17 protein-coding genes are annotated in these 25,366 nt (G+C 38.3%); 6 read left to right on the top strand and 11 right to left on the bottom strand.

Annotation, left to right across the window (positions count from 1 at the left end; genetic code table 11):
• Window positions 1-428: 428 nt before the first annotated feature.
• The 3 genes from MSBR3_RS04535 (at window position 429) to MSBR3_RS04525 (ending at window position 6,127) form a co-directional block, all read left to right on the top strand.
• Entirely contained in the window at window positions 429-1,163 is a 735-nt protein-coding gene (locus MSBR3_RS04535) for a hypothetical protein (protein ID WP_048106737.1), read from the top strand.
• A gap of 658 nt (window positions 1,164-1,821) precedes the next feature.
• Window positions 1,822-4,473, top strand: coding sequence for a CYTH and CHAD domain-containing protein (locus MSBR3_RS04530; protein ID WP_230627792.1), 2,652 nt, complete (start codon window positions 1,822-1,824; stop codon window positions 4,471-4,473).
• A 1,120-nt stretch (window positions 4,474-5,593) separates the two neighbouring features.
• Window positions 5,594-6,127 (top strand): putative ATP-dependent zinc protease, encoded by a 534-nt coding sequence (locus MSBR3_RS04525; RefSeq protein WP_048106734.1) that lies wholly within the window; start codon window positions 5,594-5,596, stop codon window positions 6,125-6,127.
• A 55-nt stretch (window positions 6,128-6,182) separates the two neighbouring features.
• Here the strand turns inward: MSBR3_RS04525 and MSBR3_RS04520 are convergent, their stop codons facing one another.
• Together MSBR3_RS04520 and MSBR3_RS21705 are read right to left on the bottom strand one after the other, a co-directional pair.
• Window positions 6,183-7,157: a hypothetical protein gene (locus MSBR3_RS04520; RefSeq protein ID WP_048106732.1), complete on the bottom strand. Its 975-nt coding sequence runs from the start codon at window positions 7,155-7,157 to the stop codon at window positions 6,183-6,185.
• 309 nt (window positions 7,158-7,466) lie between these two features.
• Window positions 7,467-7,580 carry a recombinase family protein gene (locus MSBR3_RS21705; RefSeq protein ID WP_394297717.1) on the bottom strand — a complete coding sequence of 38 codons (114 nt, stop codon included), beginning with the start codon at window positions 7,578-7,580 and terminating at the stop codon, window positions 7,467-7,469.
• Window positions 7,581-8,069: 489 nt separating this feature from the next.
• Here MSBR3_RS21705 and MSBR3_RS04515 point away from each other — a divergent pair, with 489 nt between their 5' ends.
• Window positions 8,070-9,143, top strand: a complete 1,074-nt coding sequence (locus MSBR3_RS04515; RefSeq protein ID WP_196297007.1) for a phosphotransferase enzyme family protein — start codon at window positions 8,070-8,072, stop codon at window positions 9,141-9,143.
• 124 nt (window positions 9,144-9,267) lie between these two features.
• Here MSBR3_RS04515 and MSBR3_RS04510 read toward each other — a convergent pair whose 3' ends face one another.
• Window positions 9,268-9,606 carry a DUF6061 family protein gene (locus tag MSBR3_RS04510; RefSeq protein ID WP_048106730.1) on the bottom strand — a complete coding sequence of 113 codons (339 nt, stop codon included), beginning with the start codon at window positions 9,604-9,606 and terminating at the stop codon, window positions 9,268-9,270.
• A 277-nt stretch (window positions 9,607-9,883) separates the two neighbouring features.
• Window positions 9,884-10,474 carry an O-methyltransferase gene (locus MSBR3_RS04505; RefSeq protein WP_048106729.1) on the bottom strand — a complete coding sequence of 197 codons (591 nt, stop codon included), beginning with the start codon at window positions 10,472-10,474 and terminating at the stop codon, window positions 9,884-9,886.
• Window positions 10,475-11,111: 637 nt separating this feature from the next.
• Between MSBR3_RS04505 and MSBR3_RS04500 the strand changes: the two genes are divergently transcribed.
• Window positions 11,112-12,302 (top strand): right-handed parallel beta-helix repeat-containing protein, encoded by a 1,191-nt coding sequence (locus tag MSBR3_RS04500; RefSeq protein WP_052723282.1) that lies wholly within the window; start codon window positions 11,112-11,114, stop codon window positions 12,300-12,302.
• Window positions 12,303-12,404: 102 nt separating this feature from the next.
• Here MSBR3_RS04500 and MSBR3_RS04495 read toward each other — a convergent pair whose 3' ends face one another.
• From MSBR3_RS04495 to MSBR3_RS04475, 6 genes are all read right to left on the bottom strand, one after another.
• Window positions 12,405-14,591 (bottom strand): DEAD/DEAH box helicase, encoded by a 2,187-nt coding sequence (locus MSBR3_RS04495; protein ID WP_048106726.1) that lies wholly within the window; start codon window positions 14,589-14,591, stop codon window positions 12,405-12,407.
• A 417-nt stretch (window positions 14,592-15,008) separates the two neighbouring features.
• A complete protein-coding gene (locus MSBR3_RS04490) occupies window positions 15,009-16,913 on the bottom strand; it encodes a threonine--tRNA ligase (RefSeq protein ID WP_048106724.1) in 1,905 nt (634 codons plus the stop codon).
• Window positions 16,914-16,917: 4 nt separating this feature from the next.
• Window positions 16,918-17,115 (bottom strand): hypothetical protein, encoded by a 198-nt coding sequence (locus MSBR3_RS20005; protein ID WP_155396722.1) that lies wholly within the window; start codon window positions 17,113-17,115, stop codon window positions 16,918-16,920.
• A gap of 197 nt (window positions 17,116-17,312) precedes the next feature.
• The gene (locus tag MSBR3_RS04485; RefSeq protein ID WP_048106722.1) at window positions 17,313-18,419 is read right to left on the bottom strand and encodes an AI-2E family transporter; all 1,107 of its coding nucleotides are present in this window, start codon (window positions 18,417-18,419) and stop codon (window positions 17,313-17,315) included.
• A 282-nt stretch (window positions 18,420-18,701) separates the two neighbouring features.
• Window positions 18,702-21,095 (bottom strand): phosphoadenosine phosphosulfate reductase domain-containing protein, encoded by a 2,394-nt coding sequence (locus MSBR3_RS04480; protein ID WP_048106721.1) that lies wholly within the window; start codon window positions 21,093-21,095, stop codon window positions 18,702-18,704.
• A gap of 636 nt (window positions 21,096-21,731) precedes the next feature.
• A complete protein-coding gene (locus MSBR3_RS04475; protein WP_048106719.1) occupies window positions 21,732-22,160 on the bottom strand; it encodes a hypothetical protein in 429 nt (142 codons plus the stop codon).
• Window positions 22,161-23,344: 1,184 nt separating this feature from the next.
• Between MSBR3_RS04475 and MSBR3_RS04470 the strand changes: the two genes are divergently transcribed.
• Complete coding sequence (locus MSBR3_RS04470; RefSeq protein ID WP_048106718.1) at window positions 23,345-24,595, top strand: NAD(P)/FAD-dependent oxidoreductase; 1,251 nt, start codon at window positions 23,345-23,347, stop codon at window positions 24,593-24,595.
• Between the two features lie 99 nt (window positions 24,596-24,694).
• Here MSBR3_RS04470 and MSBR3_RS20600 read toward each other — a convergent pair whose 3' ends face one another.
• A complete protein-coding gene (locus MSBR3_RS20600) occupies window positions 24,695-24,832 on the bottom strand; it encodes a hypothetical protein (protein ID WP_196297006.1) in 138 nt (45 codons plus the stop codon).
• Window positions 24,833-25,366 lie beyond the last annotated feature (534 nt).

Below are 25,366 nucleotides of genomic sequence, written 5' to 3'. Positions count from 1 at the left end.
AAATATAAGTAAAATCAAAATAATAGATGTCATTGTAAGTAAAGATCTAAAATGTGTTAAGATTATCTTTCAATGTACATCGTTTCCTTTTTAAGTAACCTATTTTTTTAAAATTTATATTTTCCATGTCCAAACTAAAGGAATTCTGCCGCTTCAATTTTTAAGTTACTGTAAGAGCTTATCCAAAACAAATTTTTAAACAAAAGAAGTTTGCGAACTATTTTTTATTATAGGATTCAATATATTTTTCAAAACTAGAAATTCAAAAAAACTAATTTTGAGTTTTGGGATCAGTTATAAAACTAATAACTTGCCCATGGCATGGCTATTTATCAATAGTATCTATGACATGTCGTTCATACAATAACTGCCATATAATAACTGTCAAAATGAGAAATTATATTGCTCACTAGATCCTTTTATTTCGCATGTATTCGGAGGAAGAGCAAAAAATCAAAGCAAAGATACCTTTTGACTTATGGAAAAAAGTGGAATTATTAGGTTTTGACAATGCTAATAAAGCAGTTATTAATGCTTTCGAAAAACTTGTATCTGATCCAGAATTGAATATTTATGGAAAAGAACAGGGAACACGGATACAAGAATTAAAAAACGAACTTGATAATGAACAAAAGGATAACCATGAGTTACAAATTAAAATCCAGGACCTGGAAAAACAACTTGAGGATGAACAGAAGCAAAATCAGGAGTTACAAATTAGTATAAAAGAGATAAAAAGCAGGTTCGCTGACGAACAAAAACATAATCAAGAACTGCAACTTAAAACATATAATTTGGAAAAACAACTTGTGGATGAACAAAAACATAATCAGGAACTACAAGTTAAGATATATGATTTGGAAAAACAACTTGAGGATGGACATATAAAGAATCAGGAATTACAAGCCAGGATGAAGGAAATAGAAAGTATACTTGCTGACGGACAAAAGCATAACCAGGGATTACAAAGAGAACTTGAAATACGGATAGAAGAAGCACAGCAGAAAATTAAAGACTTACAAAGAGAACTTGAGAAAGCAGAAAGAAGAGAAATATACTTTGAGGAAATGCACAATAATTACATGATGCAAGTGCAAACTTTAATTAACCAAAAACAGATTCTTGCACCTGGAGCAAAAAAATCTTGGTGGAAACTCTGGTAATTCTTAAAGCTTTATCATTATTTTTACTTATTATAATATCTATTTTCTTGAAGATTTAAACATTATATATCTTTTATGAATCTCAAAGCACTTAAAATATTTACATTTTAACATATTTACATAAGCAAATTATTTTATAATTATACTTCTATATTGTCGATCTAATATTAGATATAAGCAAAAAAGAAGATATAATTCACAATTATGAAAGTTCGAAAATTCCTGCTTTATGAAAATTCGAAAATTCCTGCTCAAAATTGTAAAAGTTGAAAATTTTAAATAAACGATGTAGAAGGACGGATATTGAAGAATTAACTTCCCATTTACTCACATTATTTAAGAGTTTAAGTGATGAAAATATAGACGATATGTACACTGAAATTTTAGCAAAATGATTCTCAGCGCTATTGACTAATATCCTAATATAATAGAACATTAGATCTGCAGTTATAAATTTGACTTTGAGAACAACTTATCTTTTGCCTGCTTTGTAGGCAAGTTGCGATTATTACTTTTCATCTGAAATATTTTGTTTTTCTAAGACTGAGTAACAATATTCTATATGCTTTACTTTTTAAACTCATGTTTATAATAATTGTTAAACTATCACTCATGAAAAAAACAGAACTTAATATTTGTCTTTAAAAAACCTCAATATTTGTCTTTAAACACTGAAGCCATATTGTTAATAAGACCAGGTGGGAAAGACGTGGAAACCGAATCAAAGTTTCTAGTGATGGATGAAACGGATTTTCAAGTTCTTGAAACATCATCTTTACTATTGGACTATTCTCTCTCCGAAGCTATAATACAAAATATCGAAGACACTTTTTTAGACACGAAGAAAAATGCTTTAATGTCTGGAGGTTATTTTTTACGGCTCAGGAAAGAGATGGGAAAAGAAGGACAATGGTTAGCTATCAAAAGTCTGGAGGGACTCGAATGTGGGGTACATACGAGAGAAGATTATGTCAGCTTCCTACCTAAGGAGACCTCCGTCTTTGAATGTCCTGATGCCAGAACCAGGGATATAATCTTAGAACTTAGCTCGGGCCTTGATCTGCTTCCACTTATGAAACTTAAACAAAAAAGGACTGTGCGCCAGGTGAAATTGGGAGACAGACTTATAGCTGAACTTTCTCTGGACCATGTGAGTCTTAAAAGTGGACAGAATGAAAAATTTTACAGTGAACTTGAACTTAAACTGAAGACTGAAGGAACCCATCAAGATTTACAGGCTATTGAGGAACACTTGCTAGGAAATTACCATCTTGTAAAAGATCTTTTCTCTAAATTCGAGAGAGCTCTTCTCCTCAAAGAGAATCTGCCGGAAAAAACTCTTTTGAGCTTCAGGGAAAGAGCCTTTTGTTTGCAGCTTGCCGATCAGGAAAATATATATGGAAAACAGGCTAAAATTCTCCTTTCGCTTGAAAAAGGTTTGAATACGGCAGAAGTGAGCCTTCTTCTAAAAGTTCCTGAGCAAGATATTGAAGCTTTTTACTCCCGGTTTGAAAAAGAAAGGCTTTTCAGTTTCCCCTTTAGTTCTAAAAATAATGGTTCCGGAGAATTCCATTTTCATGCCGGACGTTATGCCCTGGGCAAAAGCCAGGAAAATATCATCTTCAAAGAGTGGACCCTTGAAACCCTGTTTGAACTCTATGGAGCAGACCGAGCGAAAGCAGAAAAGACCAGGACTAACGCATTTATACTTTTTGACGTACTTTTCCCTTACCACAGGTTAGGGCAGCAAGAGAGAAAAATACTGGGTCTTGCAGCTCTCCTTCATGACATCGGAAGCTCGGTTTTTCCGAAAGAAACATACAAGATTGGTGAGGAAATTCTCCTGACTCATCCTCTAAAAGGGTTAAAGCTTCACGAACTCAGAATGCTTGCTCTTATTATGGAACTTCAGTCTCCCAAAATCAGCGTAAAGGACCTTTCTTCAGTTTTTGAAAAATCAAATCTCATATTACCTCCAGAAATCAAAAATAAAGCTCTTATTCTCGCATCTTTTATCCGTATATCGGGCATCTTTGAGAACAGAAGTTGGGGATTTCTGCCAGATAGAATCAGGCAGGTTGAGGAAGCAGTTGAAGTAGAAATTTTTGGGCCTGGTGCAGAAAAAGCTGCAAAAAAAGCAGAAAAGAGAAAAGAGCTCTGGGAGTACCTTTTTGGTACCAAACTCTCCTTTGTATCTAAGAAAAAGACTATATCTAAGAAAAAGACAGACGAAATCGAAAACATTGAAATGAGAGTTGAGGAAATCAAGGGAGAAAACGAGATAAAAGAAGAAAATAAAAAAGAAAGTAGAAACTTGAAATTTGCAATTAGGCCTGAAAACTCAATGGCTATGGTAGCCCATAAGGTCTTTTCCCGACAATTTGCCAGAATGCTTGCCAATGAGAAAGGAACCCTAAAGGGAAAAAATGTAGAAAACCTGCACGATATGAGGGTTGCGATCCGCAGGATGAAAGCTGCTGCAAAGATCTTTGAAGCTTACCTTGATTCTAAAAAGCTTGAACCTCACCTGGAAGGGCTAAAAAACACTCTTGGAGCACTCAGTGACGTCAGGGACTTAGACGTTTTTCGGGAGAAAGCTAAAGAATATCTTAATAAACTACCTTCCGAGAACGAACATGATCTTGATCCCCTATTTGCAGTGCTTGCTGAAGAGAGGAAAAAAGCCCGGAAAAGCATGATCACTTACCTGAAAAGTGAAAGATACGCCAATTTCAAAAAAGATTTCTCAGATTTTCTTGATTCTGAATCATGGGCTCTGCCAACAACAACTGCAAAACACAATGCTCTGCCATATAGAGTAAAGGATGTGCTTCCTTCTATCCTTTATGCCCGGTTCGCAGATATCAGTGCTTATTCCGAATGGTTAGAAGGACCATATGTCTCTATAGAGAGACTGCATAGGTTGAGGATTGCATCCAAAGGACTGCGCTATACACTTGAGTTTTTTGGAAATGTGTTGGGAAAGGAAGCAGAAGTAATGATTAAGGAAGTTACAGCTTTGCAAAACCACCTTGGAGACCTGCACGACTCTGTAATTGCAATAGACTTACTTGGGTCATATCTGCAAACCGGGGACTGGGGTCTTTCAGAAAGGAAAAAATATTCAATAGAAAAGAAAACTTTCGAAGGTCTCAAAGGGGTAGAAGCTTATAAGGCATATAGGGAAGAGGAACTCCAGACATTACTTGATACTTTTCCGGAAGTCTGGTTAAAAGTCCAGAGTGAAGAGTTCAGACCTAGAATTGAAAATGTAATTAAAAATCTGTATAAAGAGACAATGGCTTTATAAATGGAAGTGTAGGATGTTTAATCGGAATTTAACAGGTTTTTCATAGAATTTTCAGTCCTCAATATTTTCCCACGATCCCAGGTATTTCCTTACGATCCCAAGTATTTCCTCACAATATCAAATATTTCCCATTAGTCTAAGATATTTTATTATCCGAACTCCATTGTGAGAGTGAGTCAGATCTTCAACTGTGAGGAGAAGTACACTCAGAACCCTGATTTTACTGAACTCTTGAAACCCAACGGTAGGTATAAAGTTCTCCTTGCGTAACCGCTGCAAGCTATTCCAGGTATTAGTGATAATATCTGAGACTTGTTATAATTTCTTAGTTTTTTATAGTACACAGTCCAACATACAAACATTTAAAAAATACGAGCTGCTATTAGGAATACTGAAAAAAAGGAGAAATTAAATATGAAAAAACCATACCGAGCATCAGTTGTATTGGGCTTGCTCCTGATAATTGCTTTCTTAACTACAGGAGTCGGAGCAGCGTCACGGTACGCATTTTCATGAGATATCTAACCCAATAAAATCCAAGCATGGGCCTGAGAATAAAACTGCACTTATTCTCAGAGCTCAAATTTTTAAACTTAAATTCATTGGGTGTTGTCTTCGATAATGTACATATACCCCCATCCCGGCACAAGAGATAACAGAAACGCCAAAGCTACTATTTTTACTTCTTTTCCTTCTCTATTTCAAGACGTTTCGGGCAGAAAGTTAACCATAGAACTTAAACCAGCGGTGTCCTGAGGAAATAAAGTTTTACTATGCTGCACTCACAGGTGTTATTATCATGGTACTTATGGTTATTATCACGGTACTTATGGTTATTATCACGGAATATTATTCCTCTACAAAATGTAGACATTTCACTCTAAAAGTGTATTACTCTTCAGTTACCCGCTGATTCCTGGAAAATAGTTAAGTATCCATTTGCAAGACTCTCTACAAGACTCTCTTAGTGTAGAGTTGCGTTACTAATAACTTCTATAAACGTGACGCTAAAAAGTTGTACTTCAAATAAACCTTTACTATTTACATTAATTTATCAAAATGAGTATGAGGGATGAGAGAGAAATGGATGAGGGAGGAATAAACGAGAGGTAGAGTAAGTATGGACGCTGACGAAATTCAAGCAATCTTTAAATTTTCAGCCCTGGAAAAGCATGTGATTTCCAGTTTTGGGGTTCAAGAAGATCTATTTCTTCCTTTTCTGCTTTCATTAAAATCAGGAGGCTCCTGGAGTTACGCTTCTGAAGAAACAAAAAGTATGGCAGTAAAAGACGTGATCACTTATTATAATGAGGAAAGTAAGACTGGCTATACTCTGGAAAAGATCTATTTCTTTATCAATCCCGAAATCGTAGAGGAAGAAGGAATTATCCGAAGGCTCGAAAAATGCGGGACAAAAGAAGAAAGAGAACTGGTTGAAAGACCCTACTTAATAACCCTGAAGGCAAAAAAGATCATATTTGCAGAAGTAAACCCGGAGCTCAGGAAAATAACAGTAAGGGAGTTAAAGAAAAAACACATACAACTGAAAGGTACGCCAGCATATAGTGCAGCTCATGAGATGGAACATCTTGAAAAGGGAGAAATAGGAGGAATTCCACTCTGGACTTTTGAATATGTTAAAGCCCAGCAATAATTTTTGGAAGAAACTTTAGCAGACTTACATTATTTCTTATTGCTTCTTACAAGAATCATGAGTCTTTACCGGTTATCTGATCTTTTAACTGTATCTCTGAACTTTTAAACACACTTTGATGAAGTTTATCTTTAACAAGATAGAAGAGGCCTCCATAGGAGAAGAATGTGAGTATTGGGAATATAAAGATTCCTTCTTTAACCGCCTCCATATCCCCGTTCAAGGCTTGAACTATGGCCATCATGTCTACAGAGGTTCCAATAGTTATGAAGAACCCAAAGAACAGGAGCAATATTGAGTACGCTCTTTTTGGTTTTGAAAGCATCAGGAATAGCGCTAGAAAGCCTAACGGAATACTAATTCCAAGGTCAAGATACCTGATGGTCCAAAACGCAGTTGGAGCCACTTTGTATGAGCCGTCAGGAAGGTCTCCAGTGTTTGTAACTTGTTGGATTTGAGATATCCACATTACTGCAAAGAGCAGGAAGAATACGGTCATAAGGCCCACGTAGATACGCAGACCTTTTGGTTTGAAGTCAGGAGCATCTGCTTCGGTAAACATGGATAGGCTACCCATAAGCAGGATGAGCCCGCCTACTATAAGTATTCCGAAAAGCCACCAGTAGTCCTCAACATTGCCGCTGTAGGCCGAATTGCTCCATTCCTGGCCAATCCCCATGGAAAGCCCTGTATACATTAACGTTATCGGTGTAAGTATTAACAGGTATTTCGAGCCGGCCCTTCTGGCCAGACATAGAATTCCACCAAGTAGCAGTATCGGTGCGATCAGTATAAGATTTGTAAGATCCTGTCCTGCAATCTGCCATACGCCAGATTGAGAGGTTCTATACTGTATTATTTCCTGACCCATAGGTCCAAGAAAAGCGATTAAAACCAGAGTCGCTGCACAGATGATTGCAGTTAATCCAATTACATACCAGGGAATTAAGCACTCATTCGCTATTTCACTTCTTGTTTCACTTCTTGTTTCACTTCTTGTTCCACATTGCTTTTCAAGAACAGAAATCATGCTTTATAATAAAATTTTCACATTTATATAGTTCCCTATTTGTTTCGTTATTCAGAGAAGGCTTGCAGTTTCCTTTCTTTAATGTCGTAATTTTACAGTTATCCTCAATAATATTACTGCTAAAGAACAATACTTTTGGACAGGATAATTAGAATAACGGTGAGAGGAGTTCAAGAAGATTAGATTGAACAGTTTTTTAAACGGTATGATGTCGTTATCGTTGTTCAAAGTATCTACACCGTCATTGACCGCGATAAACCGAACCCTGATCATCGGAAACAGATAGTCGGTAAATTGTCCTACCTGAATTTAGTTCCGTCCGAAACGGCTCAAATCATTAACGAGAATCAGGTTGATTTTCCCATCCTTGGCGTCCTCGATCAGCCGTGAAACGCCCGGTCTGTCAAAGCTCGTTCCAGACACGCTATCGTCACATTATATGATGTAATTTGAAAAGCAATCGTGAAAAGTGTGGAAATTCACGCAGTTTCAATCGCAGCCCTCCTTAAAAATCAAAATTCGTATAATCGTACTCCTGTCGAAATTTCTTTTTCTTTTGTTCACCGCGGATTTCATCTACTCCGCAGTAAAAGTATCATCGTCCATAAATTTTTTCAAGCTGTCCTGACTTCGGGTGTTGGCATAATCCAGTTACATGTGATTTGATTGCTTGCGTAACGTTCATTCTTATGGCAGGCAATTGGTTGTACGGAAAATCTCGGTTACTCTGCCGCTTTGCTTTTGCGGATGACTACGTGGGTATTTGTATAATCTTGGGTTATATCGCTTAAGCGTTATAAGATAAATTTTAGTTGAAAGGATGTTTTTATATGAAAAATACAGTAGTAGTTAATCTCGAAACAAATAGGAGGGCGACTATACTTTAATCCTCCTAAAAACAAGGGGTAACTTATGACCTATAATGAAGTTATTAGAATCGGTGATGAATATTTGCTTACTGCCATATCAAAGTTATATGGATTGGAAGGGCATAAAATAAAACCGATTCAACCGCACGACGGAGGACGAAACGTAGTCTACACTTGTGAGAAAGAAGGTTTAAGTGCAAAAATACTTAGAATTTCTTTCTTAAATGACAGGCGCCGAGAAGATTACCTCGGCGAAATGGAATATGTAAGATATCTATTTGATAACGGCGGCAGTGTTTCAAATGTAATCAGCTCGCTAAACGGTAATCTGTTGGAAGAGATTGATTATAATAACCACAGATTTTTTGTCTGCTTGTTTGAAAAGGCTAAAGGGAAAATGCTTGTGGAAAACAATTATAGGTATCGGGAAGGCATTCCTATAACCGAATACTACTATAACTGCGGCAAGGTTCTGGGTAAACTGCATCAGTTGTCAAAGAAGTATACTCCCATCCATCACCGATACGGTTTCTTTGACAGGTTTAATGAAGGTTGTATCGACGAGCTGATACCAGATACGTTAGCTTTGCTTAAAGCGAAAATGAAAGAACTCATCAAAACGTTGGATAGCTTCGACAGGAACAGCGAAACCTACGGTATGATCCATTTTGATTACAACGATGGGAATTACTCGATAGACTTTGATAATGGACAAATCATGGTTTATGATTTTGATAACTCGTGCTTTGGCTTTTATATGTATGACCTCGCCGATCTCTGGACACACGGAGTTGGCTGGATTCAATTTGAGCCGAACGCCGACAAGCGCAGGAAGTTTATGAAAGATTATTTTGAAACCGTCCTTGCCGGGTATCGGTCCGAAACCAGAATTGACGATTCTATGCTTGCTCGATTACCTATATTTATCAACGCGACGATTATGGAAAACATCGTGGACTCGTTCGAAATAATAAAGCGTAACGGAGACGAGCCCGAGTGTGACGAGGAACTGTCGTATCTTGTAAAGTGTATGGAGGACGGCATTCCGCACAAGGGATTTTATAGCGAAATATACTCGTGCGAAACGCCGTTTGAACTGGAAAAACAGAACATTTGAGCTTTGTTATAAAGATGTTTCGCTGCGCAAACTGAGCATACACCACGTTCCGGCTAATAAAACAAGAACCTGTAAGATAATAATGAGCTCCCTCATTGACGGGAAAAATCAATGAGGGGGCTCATTATTCATTATACATTTGAGCTTCACGAACAAGGCTTTGAATTTGCGAATCGCTCATATCAGGATACCGCTTTTTATACTGATAAAATAGTATATCCTCGCTTGAAGCCTCGCTTCGGTCAATGCTTCGGCAGTATTCTTGCATTACGCCGTTCAGAACCATCTGAGCATATTCAAGCGGATGCCCGATTTTTAAAGCTTCCAGCCATCCTATTGCAGCAATACTGCCGTCAATCTCGGCTTCAATTTCTTTGCAGATCAGGGACAGCTTTGTCCTGTCTGAAAAGAAAACATCGACAGTTCCGTCATCCCAATTGTACTTGCATTTTATGATTTTCATATCGCACCTCGTCATATATTATTTGTTAATACCGCCGACGAGCCTGCTGTATGTAATATTCTTTGTACCATTCTTTATGAGAAGCTTTTATTACAAGTATTCTTGACCCATACAACCTTATCATTATACTAAACCGTTCTTGTACGCTCGACGAAGGAGAGCGGCCTTGCAGACGAAGAGAAAAAAGAAGAGAAAAAAGAAGAGAAAAAAGTACAGGATTTACAGTACTCTGATTGGCTTCTAGTATATTATAGACTGCTCATTATCTTAGGTAAACTCATTTTTTCCGACAAACCAGCTCACCATTTTTAAGTGGAATAAGTAATGCATCGACTCGGGGGTCATTATACACATAGTCAAGAAATGGCTTGAGCGTATCAGCATGACTAATTGCATTGTCAGCTATCAATATGCCACCTCTAACCATTTTAGGTATGATTGCCTCATAGCAGTCAAGATAATAATCCTTATCGCAATCTAAGAAACAAAAGGATATCCCGGAGTACTTGTTTATTAAATATCTAGCATCTCCATGTACGAGTTCTACGATGTCCTCCAGTCCGGCTTTTGAAAAGGTTTCACATGCCAGTTTCACTTTCTCTTCCAGTATTTCGAAAGTGATTAACTTACGATTTGTTTCTCTACAAGCGAGTGCAAGCCACATGGATGAATAACCTGCACTTGTACCTATCTCCATAGCTATCCCGTCCGGGGAAGCGGCTAGCATGAGTGCAATAAACTTACCGGTTTCAGGTGGGATCTGTCTTAGCCTTTGTGATTTCGGTGTTCCATTAATTCTATCTTCTTTATCGATAAGTTCAAGGTAATTCATTCGTTCCTTCATAAGGTCAGATATTTCACGGAACATAGTCGTCATCTCACTATCAGTATTTGATTTTTTATAAATTGTTATCTGTTTAAAACTTTTCTAAAAGCTAGAAATACCATAATTAGAAAGTTACAAGAATCCAGGTTCAGTTATCCGTTCTGGTGGGATATTATGATGGCAAAGATACATCAGGTCACGAGACTATATGAATGGACTTTTGAGAGTTGTAAGTCTTTCAAATTAATATTTTTATCTGACGTCCTCAAACTTTAGTATATTTTAGTACATTATTGTTATATTGCTCGCATTCAATTCTAAAAGAAACAACACATGATAGAGGTCTTTAAATAAATGTGTAAATTAAGAGTTTATGTTACTTATTAGTGACATTTGCAGACAAAATATGAAAAATTTAGTGTTTGTTTATTATTTTACTACTTTTCAAGTCTTTTTTCTCTCTACTGCTGTCCTCTTCCTTCTATTTTTGTGCAGGGCCGCCAGACAAGCTGGCGGAGGCACTTATATAATCCTGTTAATTGGAATATGGTTTCCAGAGTCATGAGAATTAAGTTTGATTCAAAGTAATAGCTTCTTCTGCATTTTTGGTAGTTAAGACGTAAAATTTTTAAGAGATTAAATAACTTATAAAGAGTATAGGTTATGCGAAGAAATGGATATGCCACTCACGAAAATAGATACAAAAATAGTTTTTTTATTGTTTGTTTTTGCCATTTCAACAATATTTATTTTCTATTCAGAAAATAATGGAAAATATCCCGACAATATCCCTGGCAATCTTAGTAATAACTCAACTAATGCCAACGTACACTCTGGAGATTTAATACAAAAGAAAGTCAGCAATGCTCGTTCTGGTGACACTGTTATTGTTTACCCTGGAGATTCAATACAACAAAAAATCAACAGTGTTAATTCTTGTGACACTATTTTGGTTTACCCAGGATTATATCAGGAAAATTTGGTTGTAGATAAGCCTTTATCTATAGTATCGAAACAAGGCAAATCTGCGGATACTGTGATTCAAGCTGCAAATCCGGAAAAAGATGTATTCCACATAACTGCGAACAACGTAACAATTAGTGGATTCAATATTACAGGATCAAGGAGCAAAGCCGGTATTTATTATACTGGGTCTAATAGCAGTATAACTGGAAATACATTGGTTTATAATAAATATGGAGCCTTCCTGAAAAGTTCCAGTGATATCGTAATTAGAAATAACACAGTGTTTCAGAATGAATTTGGAATTTATCTCAGAAACTCTAGCAAAAATACTCTGGAAAATAATGAGGCAAATAACAGCTCACATTACGGAATTTATATTGAGAATTCCACTGAAAACGAATTGAATTTCAATGTTGTAAACTCAAACAGTGTGTATGCCGTATGTCTCAAAAATTCAAACAATAATTGGTTAAAAAATAATAATATATCCAATAATGAGCTAAAGGTAGATGTAAACGGGATTAATCTTGAGAACTCCAACAGTAATAAACTAATAAGTAATTATATTTCAAATAGTTGGAAGGGTGTAAATTTAACCAATTCTTCAGACAATGAGTTAGGCAAAAACAGAGTTTCACATAATTATTTCAGTATCAGCCTTCAGAACTCGAATGGTAACAAACTCCTGAACAATAATATTGAGATGCACCCATACACGTTTTCAATCACACTTGGGAATTCTCAAAATAATATAATTAAAGGCAACACTGTAGGTTTGAATAAAGAAACTGCAGATATGAATAAAGAAATTAAAGTGTTTTACACCCCCGACAGTAGAAATAATACAATCGAAGGCGAACAGTATACTGATCATGGAAGAGGAACTGCGGTGTATTTAGAGTAAAATAATGTATCGAATTGCTATTGATAGTTATAAAATATAAAAATCTACAGTTACAAAATGGGAGAATAGTAAGATTTCCTCCCAAAATTCTTTTTTACGAAATTACTTCTGTCGAATGATATTTTTAACCCGTCTGTCCCATTCCGTAGACTCGAAAAGCTCCTTCAATTCAGGAGAATCATCTATAAAGCAGAAACCCCAGTAGACTGCAGGCAGGAACTCTCTTTTCCAGTGCTCTTTTTTCTTCTTGTCGAGAAACTGGTAGGTTTCCGAAGATGAGAGACGACTTACGAAGCCGAGAACTTTTACAAGCTCAGGAATTGTCTTCTGGGCTGAGCCCAGTTTCAGGCATTTAAACCTGAGATTGTCTATCTTCCGGAAATCTGGCTCGAAACCCAGAGTTTTTAAAATCCGGTTTTTCTCGGGCATAGAAAGGTGTCCACCGTTATACTTGAGGGAGTTCAGGGCCTGAAGTTTCAGCAGCCACTCAACTTCCCCGAAAACCTTGGGTTTGTGCTGCCTTGAAACATCCCCTAGCCTGTGGTCTTCATAGGCTTCCCGTTTGAGCTTATTAATATTGCCTGCAAGCTCTGCAAGCTCTTCTGCATCCCTGAGTTCCCTTACCCGGAATCTCAGGGTAGCCCGCATGAGTTCACGCTTTTCTCGTTCAAAAGCTCCTATGTCTTTTTCCTCGGTCAGTGCTAGCAGGCGCGAAAAGTACTTTGCCCTGATGGATGTGGGAGGGAGCCTTACAGGGATTTCCTGAACCCTTCTTCTTTTTCCTTTCCCTTTTCCTTGAGGTCCAAGTTCTATTTTCTTAATCTCGATCTTTCCTTCTTCGATTGCCCTGGCTGCATCTCCTTCTGAGAAAAGTTCTTCAAGGCGGATCTCGGGCTGGAGCATCTGCACCTGGTCAACCTTTTCCCCTGAAAAAACGCCTTCCCCAAAACGCTGGTAGAGAGAGTCAATACTGTCCGAAATCTCGAAGACATTGCCCTGTTGCTTTCCTGAGACTGGAGAAAGCCTTGTTACCCTTCCGACCTGCTGCTCAAAGAGCCGCATACTCAGGGTAGGGCGCAGCAAAACAAGGGCTTCAAGTCCGGGAAAATCAAACCCTTCAATCAGCATGCCTACGGTGCACAGCACATAAGGGGGCTTTCCTATTTCCCTGAAAGCTGCAAGAATGGCGTTTTGTTCATTTTTGGGCAGCTCCGAGCTTATAAAAACCGTATCTTGGAACTCGCCGTCAGGGGTATAATTCTCAAAGTTTAAGGGCAGGACGGGTTCAGAATCTTTTTCGGATTCCGGGATTGAAATTTCTCCGTTGAAGACCGAGGAGGTAAGCTTTGCATGGAAAGCATTAATTTCCTCCTCTTCAGCTCCCACGCCGTAAACACGTTTCCGTACAGGGGCGCAAAAGACAAGCGTTTTTGCGTGTTTGTCTTTTATCATAGAATCGTACACGTCTTTTGCAAGCTGAGTTCTTCGAATTACTTTTTTCAACCTATCTGGAGTGCTGCAGTCAAGGAAAAGGTCCTGTTTATCAAGCTCATCAAGCCCTTTTTCAAAATCAAATATCTCAAAGATATCCTGCGAACTCTCGGCAATCGTATACTTGAGGGGGGCAAGTTCGTTGTCCAGAATACATTCAGGAAGTGTTTTTGCGTAAACCTCCCTCATATCCCCTGCAATCTCATCCACGAACTTGACATTTCCGACAACTCCCTGAAAAGGGGTTGCAGTCATTCCCAGGATTTTTGTCCTTTCCCCTAACTCATTAAGAAAGTCGTTTCCTCTGTTGTTTATGAAATTATGAATTTCATCTACGATTGTAAGGTCGGCAAGCTCAATAATAAGGTTCTTGATCTCAGAGCTCTGCTTTCCAAGTATGGTCTGAAGTGAGGCAAAAAGCACAAACCCTTTATCTTTTCTCTGCTCAAAAACTCTCAAAGTTTCAGCGAGTTCTTTGCGGTCCACTTTCTGCTCGGATGAGAGAAGTGCACTGTTGGGAAATAGAGGCCTGTCTTTCTTCCTGTCATAATAGGTCTGGCTAAGGAGAGGGTTATTTTTCGAGACAAGGAAAAGCACGAGTTTTCCTTCGTCATAGTACTTTTTCATTATATGTTTCGAAAGAAAGGTTTTACCCCAGCCTGTAGGAACCTTGATATAGCCTCTCTGATTATCTTCAAGATATTTTACAATATCCTCAAAAATTTTCTTTTTATCTTCCCTCAAGGGCTCAAGCTCGACGGTTTCCATACCGACTGCGATTTCATTTGAAATTGTCATTAGTTATGCTGTCCTTACACTTGTCAATGTAAAAATTTGATATCAAAACCAGAAAGTGCCTTGTAAAGGGTTTCTGGGAAACTTGTATAATCATGAAACAGGAAATATTGTGCTTAATTGTAAATTCAATAAGAAGTAACTCCCCATAACTTACAAATGAATTAGTAAAAATTCCATTTAGCAAAAATTTCCAAAATGGTCAAATCGGAATCTTTTCGTCCAGAAACGGAGAAGAACAAACCTAGAACTGCTTTTATTTAAAAGGAATCCTCTTTCAATAATAAGGATTACGTCAATATATAAGTTATGCTAAAAAGCCAGAAGAAACAGATAAACAAAAAATTTTACAAAAATTTTTGTTTCCTCTGGCGGTTTCTGAAAAACTTATTTGAAAGAATTCAGAAAATTTTAAATTGTTTAGAAGAACTTTGGCCTTACAGAAAGGTATTTTGCCAGTGCCAATTTCCTGTACGGTTTTCCTGCAATTTCGCCTTTAATCCGGGAATTAAGCTCTTCCGGAGTAATTTGAACTTTTGTAGGTTTGTTCTGTCCGGATTCGGCTCTAATTGTTACATTAATAGTGCCATCCTCGATTTCTTTATCTCCAATGACCACCACATAAGGGACCCATTCCCTGCCTGCTTCCCTAACTTTCTTTCCTATTGACAGGTCACGGTCATCGATATCAACCCTGCAGTCAAGCTTCTGGGCAACCTCTTCGGCAAAAGCGACGTGTTTTTCTGAGACCGGTACAATCCTGACCTGGGTAGGTGAAAGCCACACAGGCAGCATAGGAACCTTTCCTTCTTCGGTTTCCATTGCAGCTTTTTCGAGAAGGGCATAAATGCAGCGTTCGATTGCCCCGCTTGGAGAGCAGTGAAGTACGGTAGGCCTTTCCAGTTTGCCATCTGGATTTACATATGAAATATCATATCTTTCGGCGTTTTCTACGTCAATCTGGACCGTGGAAAGTGCACTTGCCTTAGCAAGAGCATCTACGAAGTTAAACTCGAACTTGAGTACGAAGTAGAAGAAACGGGTGTCCCACATCTCAACAAGCACGGGTTTGTCAACAGTCCTTGCCATATTGACTATAAGCTCTTTATTCGACTCGTAAAAGTCTCTGGTAAAGCGGATGGCCACCTCATAATCCTTAATGTGGATTCCTATGTTCTCAAGCACATCTATGCAGAGGTCGTACTGCTTTTTGAACTGGTCTACAGCCTGGTCCATGTCTGCGCAAAGGCTGTGCATATCAGGCATAGTAAAGGCCCTGAGTCTTCTCAAGCCCACAAGTTCACCCCGCTGTTCCTTTCTGAAGCTGTAGCGGGTCATTTCGATCATCCGAAGAGGCAGGTTCCTGTAGGAAATCGTCATGTCGTGGTTTATGAGGAACTGCCCGAAACAGGCTGCAAAACGCAGGAACATCTGCCGTTTGTCTGACTCAATGGAGTACTGTCTTGCAGGGAACCTGTCCAGATATTTCTTCAGGGTAGGGTGGTTCATATCATACATGATAGGAGTTTCGACTTCCATTGCCCCGAAGTCGGTTGCGACATCAAGTACATAATTTTCAAGGAGAGATTTTACAAGCCTCCCTTTAGGGTAATACCGCATATTTCCTGAGTCCGACCCTGGTTCGTAATCTGCAAGCTCAAGTCTGCGCATAAGCTCCACATGAGGAGGAGCACGCTCAACAGCTCTACTCTTGGAAATTTCATAGTCTACAAACTGCTGAAGTTTGGGGTAAGGCGTAAGATCGAAATTCTCTATTTCGTGAAGCTCTCCATCAGGGGTAAGGATACGCCAGTAGGACTTTGCCGTACTTTCGGCTTTGAGAGCCTCGGAAACTACTTCTTTTTCCCCACATATCTCGACTTTGCCTGCTGCTTTTACAATTTCTTCTGGACGTATGCTCCTTGAGAGTTCGGAAAGAGGATGCCCTTTACAGCTGATACTAAAAGCCTTATACCACCCGAAAGGAGCACGTTTAACCTCGTATTTACCTGAGAGTGCGGTCTCTATGCCTTTTAGTACCTGTACTGCAACTTTCGGAGAAGAAAGGTCAGAACTTAAATGAGCGTAAGGATAGAGCATTATACGGTTGGTTTTGACCTGGGTAGCTACCTTTTCAATTTCGGAAACCGTCTTTTCTATAGTTCCCTCAGGATTTGCCTCATCTACACTTTCAACAGCCATAAAAGCGGTAAGTGCTTCCTCAAGCCTTCCGGACTTTAAGGACTCTTCAATTTTTTCAGCAACTGGAGTTTGTTTTTTGGTTTCGTATTCAATATAATCAGAGTGAATGAGCAATAATTGCATTCTATCACCTGTGTTCGGTTATCTTCGGTGTGGAATTTGTTCCGAATTTATTTCGGTGTGGATTTGTTCCGAATCCATTTCGGTGTGGAATTTGTTCCGAATTTACTTCGTTTTGAGTTTTTTCCGAATTAGCTTCGGTCTTTAATTTCTCCCGAACTATCTTCGGTTTTGAACTTATCCGAATCGGTTTCGTTTGAATCAAATAGTTGATTTATATAAGATTGACCTAGGTCTGTACCGTCAGTAGATCTTGATTAAAGAGGTAAAGAAGAATATATGACAGTCCTAATATCCTTCAACGATATAAAATAATCCCTTTCGATTGATACTTTTGGGCATATCCTGGAGTTTTCCAGGATATGTGATGTTTTTCCGTACATTTTCTGAGAACTCCGGTAACTACTTTTCCGAACCAGCCTTATGGGGATGTCCCTGATTCTTGAGGTCTGCGCAGGTATCAACAAATTCGGGATGGCTGTGCTCCTGATAAACCCTGTAAGCCGCAACCAATGCCCCAAGAAGAATAGGGGCTGCAAAAAATCCTGCAATCCCTCCGACAAAAGCTCCTCCCAGAAAGGCAAGCATAAGCAGCATAGGGTGAATTTTGGATTGCAAGCTGGTCAGGTAGGGCCTGAGAATCAGTTCAGGGGGGCCGTAGATAATGAGTGAGGATACTATAAAGAAAGTTGCTGCGCTTTTAAACCCGAACTCAAGGTACCGCATTAAAGCTAAAGGCAACAGCACCATGTACCCGGCAAAAAGAGGAATTATCGAAGCTATGAAGATAAGAGTTGCCAGGGCAAGCACATGGGGAAACCCAAAAGCATAGAAAACAAAAACCGAGGTTACGCTTACTATTAAAGCAGCGTAGGCATTGCCTATGAAAACGCCTTTAAGGATGATATCAAGATGATGTGCGTAACGGTTTATAACTCCTTTGTATTCCTTTGGGACCACACCAAGAAATGCGCAGTAAAGCCGATCTCCGTCAGCGAGTATAAAGTAGCAGAAAATGATCGAGATAACAAAATTGATGAAAAATAGACCGATACTCTGAGCATATGAAAGGAGCCCTATGCTGCCTACTGCAGGGAGCAGCGAGGTAAAGAGGTCCCAGATGGCGGAATTAATGCCTTCTATTATTTTTTCCGGAATGTTGAGGGAGTTTATGAAATTTAGAATTGCTGCCGCAACTGCTGTTTGATGTTCGATAACCCAGGAGATCTGGTTAAGGATTTCAACAATGCCTGCTCCTACAATGAATACTATAGGGATGAATATGCACATACTGGCAACAAGAGCTCCTATTTTTCTGTGTTTTTTGAATTTTACCCGGATAGGCCTGGCAATGTAAGCAAAGACTATGCCCAGTACGATTCCATCTGCAAAGGGCAGCAGAATAAGAAACGAAAAGTACAGAAGCAGCGCTACCGCCAGGGCCGCCCCAATTTTCCAGCGGTTGGCTATGATTTGGCTTACTCCATCAGGATTTTGGCTCAATCTCATTTTTTAGTTTCCGTTTAAATGGATGAATTAATACAGGGTTAAGTCAAACATACGATTTGAAGTCAAATGTACGGATTTAAATCAATTATACGGGTTTTAGAATCAAATATGCAGGTTTAAATCAACTATACGGATTTAAATTAGATATACAGGTTTAAGTCAAGTTTATGGAAATATAATAAAAGTGTGAGATCCAAACCTAATTAGGAAATGCAATATCTAAATATATTTAGGAACTATTTAAAAATATCACAGAGATTGGAAGTTCAGTCTTCTCGTGAATCACAACTTTAACTTTTGATTCAGATCCGGTACGAGCTTATCAAAGTATCTGGTTACTACACATGATTCTGTACATTTTCCGCACCTGATACAGGTTTCGCTTACATGCGGTGTTTTTCCTTCAAGAGAAGCTGCCCCAACAGGACAGGCTTTTACACAGATTCCGCAACCGGTACAGCGGGAAAGTCTTGTAAACTGCTTTGCAGCTTCCTTAAATAACAAAATTGCTTTTTCCTTTGTTTCCGAACTTGCAAGCAGATTCCCATTCGAAAAAAACTTTACAGTCCCTGTTGCGGTTTTGACCAGCAACATTCCCAGGTCTTCTGCATAAACCGTGTTTCCGAGAACATTGACGAAACCTGCGGCTTCTTGTTCCCTGATGCCTTTTACGGCTGCTTCTATTGAATAGCCACCTGCCCTGCATGGAGAAATTCCTGACACGACTTCAATCTCGAAGTCTTCGGTTTTTTCTCTGGCAAGCACGGAAATTCCTAACTCTTCAGCCAGTTTCAGCATCTTTGGAGGCAGTTCTTTCCAGCGCCAGAACCCATGCTCTATGAATTTTTCAGAAAGCCCTCTTGACTTTGCCCATTCCAGCAGAAAAGCGTTCCACTTTGCGTACATTTCAGGGTGCAGGTCTTTTACTCTTTCATATTCAGCAGCGAGGGCAGAGGGACAAAGCCAGCAGCCTACCCTTTCGAAGCCAAGGTCATAAAGAGGACTGTAGGAAAGCTGTCTCCAGTGTATGTAAAGCCAGACCTCAATTGCCTTCCAATCTCTTATAGGAAAGATATTGAGCTGGGCAGGGACAAAAGGATTTGTCTCACTTGCTGCAATCCTTGCCCTTGAGAAAGATTCGTGCTTACGCTTACCGTCAATTGTCAGATAAGCCACGCCAGCTACCCCTTTTTGAGAAGAAGCTCTTTTCTCGGTCTCGAAATCCCCTGCCGATGCCAGCTTGCAGACCTTGCAGCACCAGCGAAAATCCTTTGCAGGAGGCCCGAATTTTCCTACCTGCTCCCGGAAAGCAGAACCTGCGTTTGCTTCGGTAAGTGAAATTTCCTTTTCCCGGCAAAAGTTCCGTACAAACTCTACAGTTTCAGGAAACTCAATTCCTGTATTCAGGAAAAAAGCTTTAAGTTCTCTTTGCTTAAGGGAAGCCTGTGCCAGGTCAAGCGCCACAAGGCTGTCTTTTCCACCGCTGAAGGAGACATAGACAGGCAGGTTTTTGTATTCTTTCCTGGAAATAATCCCGCGGATTGTATTTATTGCGTTTTTTCCAAGCACCTGGAGGTGTTTTTTGTTTGCTTCTATGCATGCCGTAAGATCAGGAGTCTCAGGATGAAGTGATGCTTCACTGCTGTCTACCTTTCTGATCCTGAGAACTTTCTCAGATTCTTTGGAAAACTCAGGTTCGGATCGAGTTTCGGACCCAGGCTGGTCTTTCAATCCTGAAAATTCTGCGCCGTCAAATAAAGAAACCCCATAGCCTGTCAGGCTGCCTGCAGTAACAAGTACAAAGTCTCCTGCTTTTATATTGCTGTCAAAAGTTTCAATAGATTCTGCTGAAATACTTTTTCCGTTAAGGTGCCGGTTTGTTTTTTTGAGTCTGGCTGTTCTGCCTTGAGTATGTTTCAGGAGAATTTTTGCGCCCTTGAGGGAAGGTTCAAAACTGTAATCCATTTTCGAGAGCTCAAATCGGAGAATTCCGAAAATAAAGCCGTCTACAAGTACTTCATCGGTTTTGTCCTCACCAGGGATTTTGTTTAGAAGAATAAGCCTCTTCCCAAGGGGATTACAGCCAAAAGCCGAATAAAGCTGCCTGTCCAGGACTTCCCGCTCGTAAGGAGAACAAAAACGGACGTCTGCAGGTTGTGAAAGCTTAAGGACTTTTCCTCTGCTGCCGCATCTTCCGCATTCTTCTCCTATCAGGGGCAGATTACATTTTTCACACCAGAATATTTGATCGTCTTCATACTCGAAACGCTGGGAGTTATTTTTCCTGTAAGAAACGGAGTCAAGATTTTTTTCAGAGCCAACGCTCTTGTTAAAAGCATGTTTTCCTTTGGAAGACTTTTCTTTAAAACCTGTAGATTTGTTCCTTATCCTGTTTTGCTGAGTCTGAGAATTTCTTTTATCCGAAGTTCTGGAGGTTTTATTATCTGAAATTCTGGAGGTTTTATTATCTGAAATTCTGGAAGTTTTATTATCCGAAGTTTGGGAAGCTTTGTTATCCGAGATTCTGGAAGTTTTATTATCTGAAGTTCGGAAAGCCTTTTTATCAGTAATTTGAAAACTTCTTTTGTCCTGAGTCCGGACTTTTTTTGTGCCCTGGTTACCTCTATCTGTTTTCTGTGGGCCCGAAGCCTGGAGTTTTTCTTTTTTCTGTTGCATGAAAACCCTGGTTAGTAGTTTGAAGAAATCGTTAAAATTTGATCTTTCAGTTGTATGGTTCAGTCGCACGTTGAATGTATTTATCGATATTTAGCGTTATTCCTTGATACATGAGGGGTGATATGATGGAATCATACGCTAATTCTTAAGATTTGATTTTAAATTGTTGGGCAAAATCATTAAAGAGATTAAATATGTTTTATCACAAAATTATTTTGCTTTCCAATTTTTTTATTCCATTTATATATCGAGCCTATCCCAAAAGACACTTTACTCTTAATCGTTAGGAATTCTTAGAGTTGTTTTCATAATCATGAGCTTGAATGATATTCAAAATACAATGTCCAAGAAGCAAATTCCAAGTTTTGGGATGAACTCATCGTATATAATTGATCCACTATCTTACTCCAACTTCGAACTTATTTTATTTTTATCATATATTTTTATAATATATTATGATTTTTCGACCCTTCATTGAATACAGATAATGTAAGTCTACTTACTCCTTCTTCAGTGATTAATCCATATAGGACTTACGTAGTTGAACTGAAAAATCAGCATCATTAGACTATTAACTATCTAAAATTGGACTTTAATCCTTAGTCTTTGTCACAATTGATTTTATTCCTCACTTGCCTAAGTTTTACCATATGTATCATTAAGATACTCTCCTACTTTTGTATCCACCAATTCAAGTGTTTGATTGTCTTCTTCTGTAATATTATCAGGATATCGACTCCATATATCTGCCATAGACTGTTTCATAGCTTTCTTTTCTTGATCAGAAGCGTTGCAATTATCAATATACTGAAATAAGGTTTTCTGCTCTTCTTTATCTACAGTAAGCAAATACCAGTAAGGCCCATCATTTTCTGTGATTGGAGCTGCAGGAACCGATGGTTCTTGTTCTGCAACCAATTCAACTTCTGACCCATCTATGTCCTCAGCTTTTGATCCATTCATGTCCTTTATTCTTTCAAAACTCGAGACTGACACAAAAATTAAGCTTAGAACTAATAATGCTATGAGTAACATGCTAGTTTTTAACTTTTGCTTACCTTTCATTCTCCCAATCTCCAAAATAAATATTTATTTTTAGTTTGCTGATGAACTTAGAATATCCAATGGATACATAGATTTTCCATTTGACTTCTTAAAATAATCATGAATTTTTGTATATTATTATAATTTGTGATACTGTATGTTTTTAGATCAGCAGAGTTTGTATCTATCTAAAATCGTTATAACAGGACTAACATTGATAACTGTTATTAAAAGTATATTAAAATTTGTAAAAATACTAATTTAAATTTATGTTACTTCTTACATTTTCTGAAGCTTCCACTTAATGATAAAAATAGTGAGAAGATTAACTTTTCATATAATTCACAGGCCCATTGTTGTATTTTTTACCAGCAATCAGACAATTCCCCGTGTATACCTAACAAAATTAGAATCGGATTTGAATTTCGTTAGGTTATAGTAGATTTTATTAAATATATACTTCGAATATTGATTAGTATAAGTTGCCAAGCTTACTGCAGACTTTGAAGGGTCTGTTATTTTATAATAGCTAGTAGTGCTACATACACTATTATTAAATTTATAGCCTTTATTCCAGTTGTCAGCACATAATCTTCGTAAGCGTAATGGATCCATCGGTTTTTACTTTTAGACGCTATCCAAAAGGTCATGTGCCAAAAATGCTAAAAGGAACAAATATCCTACTAATTTACCTTATAGTGATTGTAAAGATGAAAAATCAAAGGCAATTTGACGAAATTTATGAATACTGTCAATTAATCTTTGACAAAAAATTGGAATTTTTAACTAAATTTAATTTATACTATTAAACCAAGGATGATTAAAGGAATACCACAAATTATTTATCAATATATCAAGATTGTGAGGTTTAAAAAGCTTCAGCAGTCCAAAAAATTGTTTTATTCAAATTCTAATTAGTTTGGAGATCAATTAAAAACTCAGCAGCTCAAGGAGGTAACTCTATTAAAGAAGGGAACCCTGACCGACAAAGAACTCTTTTTATCAAGAAAGAGATTACTATAAAATATAAAAATTATTATCATTAATAAAGCTTACATATAAAATGGATATCACTGCATCCGGTATCATTGTATTCACAATCACTTTACTTATATATAAATATTGCAATTTTAACTATAACTATGAATTATGAGTATATTAAGCTTTCTGCTATTCTAAGGGCTTATTCTCGAGGTTAACACTGTATGAAATACGATGTCGTTGTAGTTGGAGCCGGTCCTGTTGGATCCACTGCAGCTCGCTATGCAGCCCTCAATGGGGCAAAGGTTCTCCTGCTTGAAGAGCATGCTTTCATAGGGTCGCCTGTAAGCTGTACCGGACTTTTGAGCACCAGAGCGGTTGCAGAATGCGAACTCAAGCCTTCTGACGAATTTGTGTTCAATTCTGTGCGTGGAGCTTTCGTATATGCTCCGGACGGGCAGTGCTTGCCAATTGATGGAAAGCAGACCAAAGCGTATGTGGTCTCACGGAAAAATTTCGACCGCACTCTTGCAGTAATGGCTGTGGAAGAAGGTGTGGAACTTTCTCTAAGGACAAGAGCTGTTGGGCTCGAAAAACCGAACCCGGAAACCGAGAAGGAGGGAAAGCAAGATTCTACTGTAAAACTCAGGGTACTGAAAAACGGCAAGCCTGAAACAATCCATACATCCGCCGTGATAGGAGCAGATGGAGTAAAAAGTCGGATAGCCAGCTACGCAGGGCTTGAAAAACCTTCCCGCGTACTTCCTGGCATCCAGATCGAAGCTCCTTATGCCTCGTACGACAGTGACTTTGTTGAACTCTTTCCAGGTTCTGTTGCTCCTGGCTTTTTTGCCTGGACTGTACCTGTTAATGAAAAGGTTTCGAGAATTGCGCTTGCTCTTGAACCTGGGCTTGCCTGGAAAAATGGCCAGGAAAACTGTTCTCCTCTTTCCTATCTTGAGAAATTCCTTCGCTCCAATTCTCACGTAAAAGCGAGATACTCAGGAGGAATGCTTGATTTTGTAGTAGGGGGAATCCCTATTGGCCCTCAGGAGAAAACGGTGTCGGATGGGATTCTCCTGGTTGGCGATGCTGCAGGGCAGACAAAACCTACATCAGGAGGAGGGATCTATACCGGGGCCTTCGCGGCAAAAATCGCTGGCAAAGTTGCTGCACAGGCTGCCCTTGAGGGAGATACCTCGGCAAAAAGGCTTTCCGAATATGACCAGCTCTGGCGGAAGGGTCTTGGAAGAGAGCTTGAAATAGGCATGAAAATTCATGACTACATCGGCAAGCTGGAAGACAGGCAATTGAATGACCTTATAGGTTCGCTAAATACCCCCTCGATTCTCGATACGATTACCGAATACGGAGACATGGATCACCCTTCTATCCTTCTAAGAAAGCTAATGTTTTCAGGAAATTCCTTCAGACTCATGAAAGCTTTTGGAACATTCTTAAAGACACTCTTTTAACATGCTTGTAGCCCCTTAAAATCAAGGCTTTTTTATTTTTACTGGTTCCAGATGAAAGAGACAGGTTTGAAATTAATCCTTGAAAATGGTTGATGTATGTTATAAATCCTCTTTATTCATCCTGTTTCTTTCAAAGTTAAGAATTTTTCTAATAATTATTTTCTTTGACCCGACCCAGAGCTCCTCATTTTCAGGGTAATTTTCCTTTACATACTCAGAAAGCTCAATTATGTCCATATTGTCAAGTTTTCTTTTGAGTAGATTGAGATCCTCTATAAAAACACCTTCCTTATAAGTTTGCGCTTCAGTCTGGATTTCATTATTGACATATTATTCAAAATTTTTCAAAATATTTTAACCGAGCTATTTGTTCTAATTTTTACTCAAGTTCTTACCTAAATACTTTTACCTAAATACTTACCTGAATATTTTTTATCTAATAATTTTATTACAGTAAATATATTAAATATTTATTCTTTAATATTCTATCAGAGACAAAGTCCTCTCAGACATCTTTGTAAACCTTTGGAGACTTACAAATTAGTAAATGTTAGGTATTTTATAAATACCCATAGTTGTGTAAGTTGTTTGTATAAGCATCATAAATCTTCATCCAAACATATACAATTAATTTAGTATAAATTAGCAAAATATTAATATGTTATAAAATTTAAGATAATTTCAAGATAGTGCTTAAAAGATAGTACTTAAAAGATAGTACTTAAAAGATAGTGCTTAAAAGATAGTGCTTAAAAGATAGTGCTTAAAAGA

It is taken from the genome of Methanosarcina barkeri 3 (genome assembly GCF_000970305.1).
Classification (GTDB): domain Archaea; phylum Halobacteriota; class Methanosarcinia; order Methanosarcinales; family Methanosarcinaceae; genus Methanosarcina; species Methanosarcina barkeri_A.
This window is presented reverse-complemented; position numbering and strand designations above follow the sequence as displayed.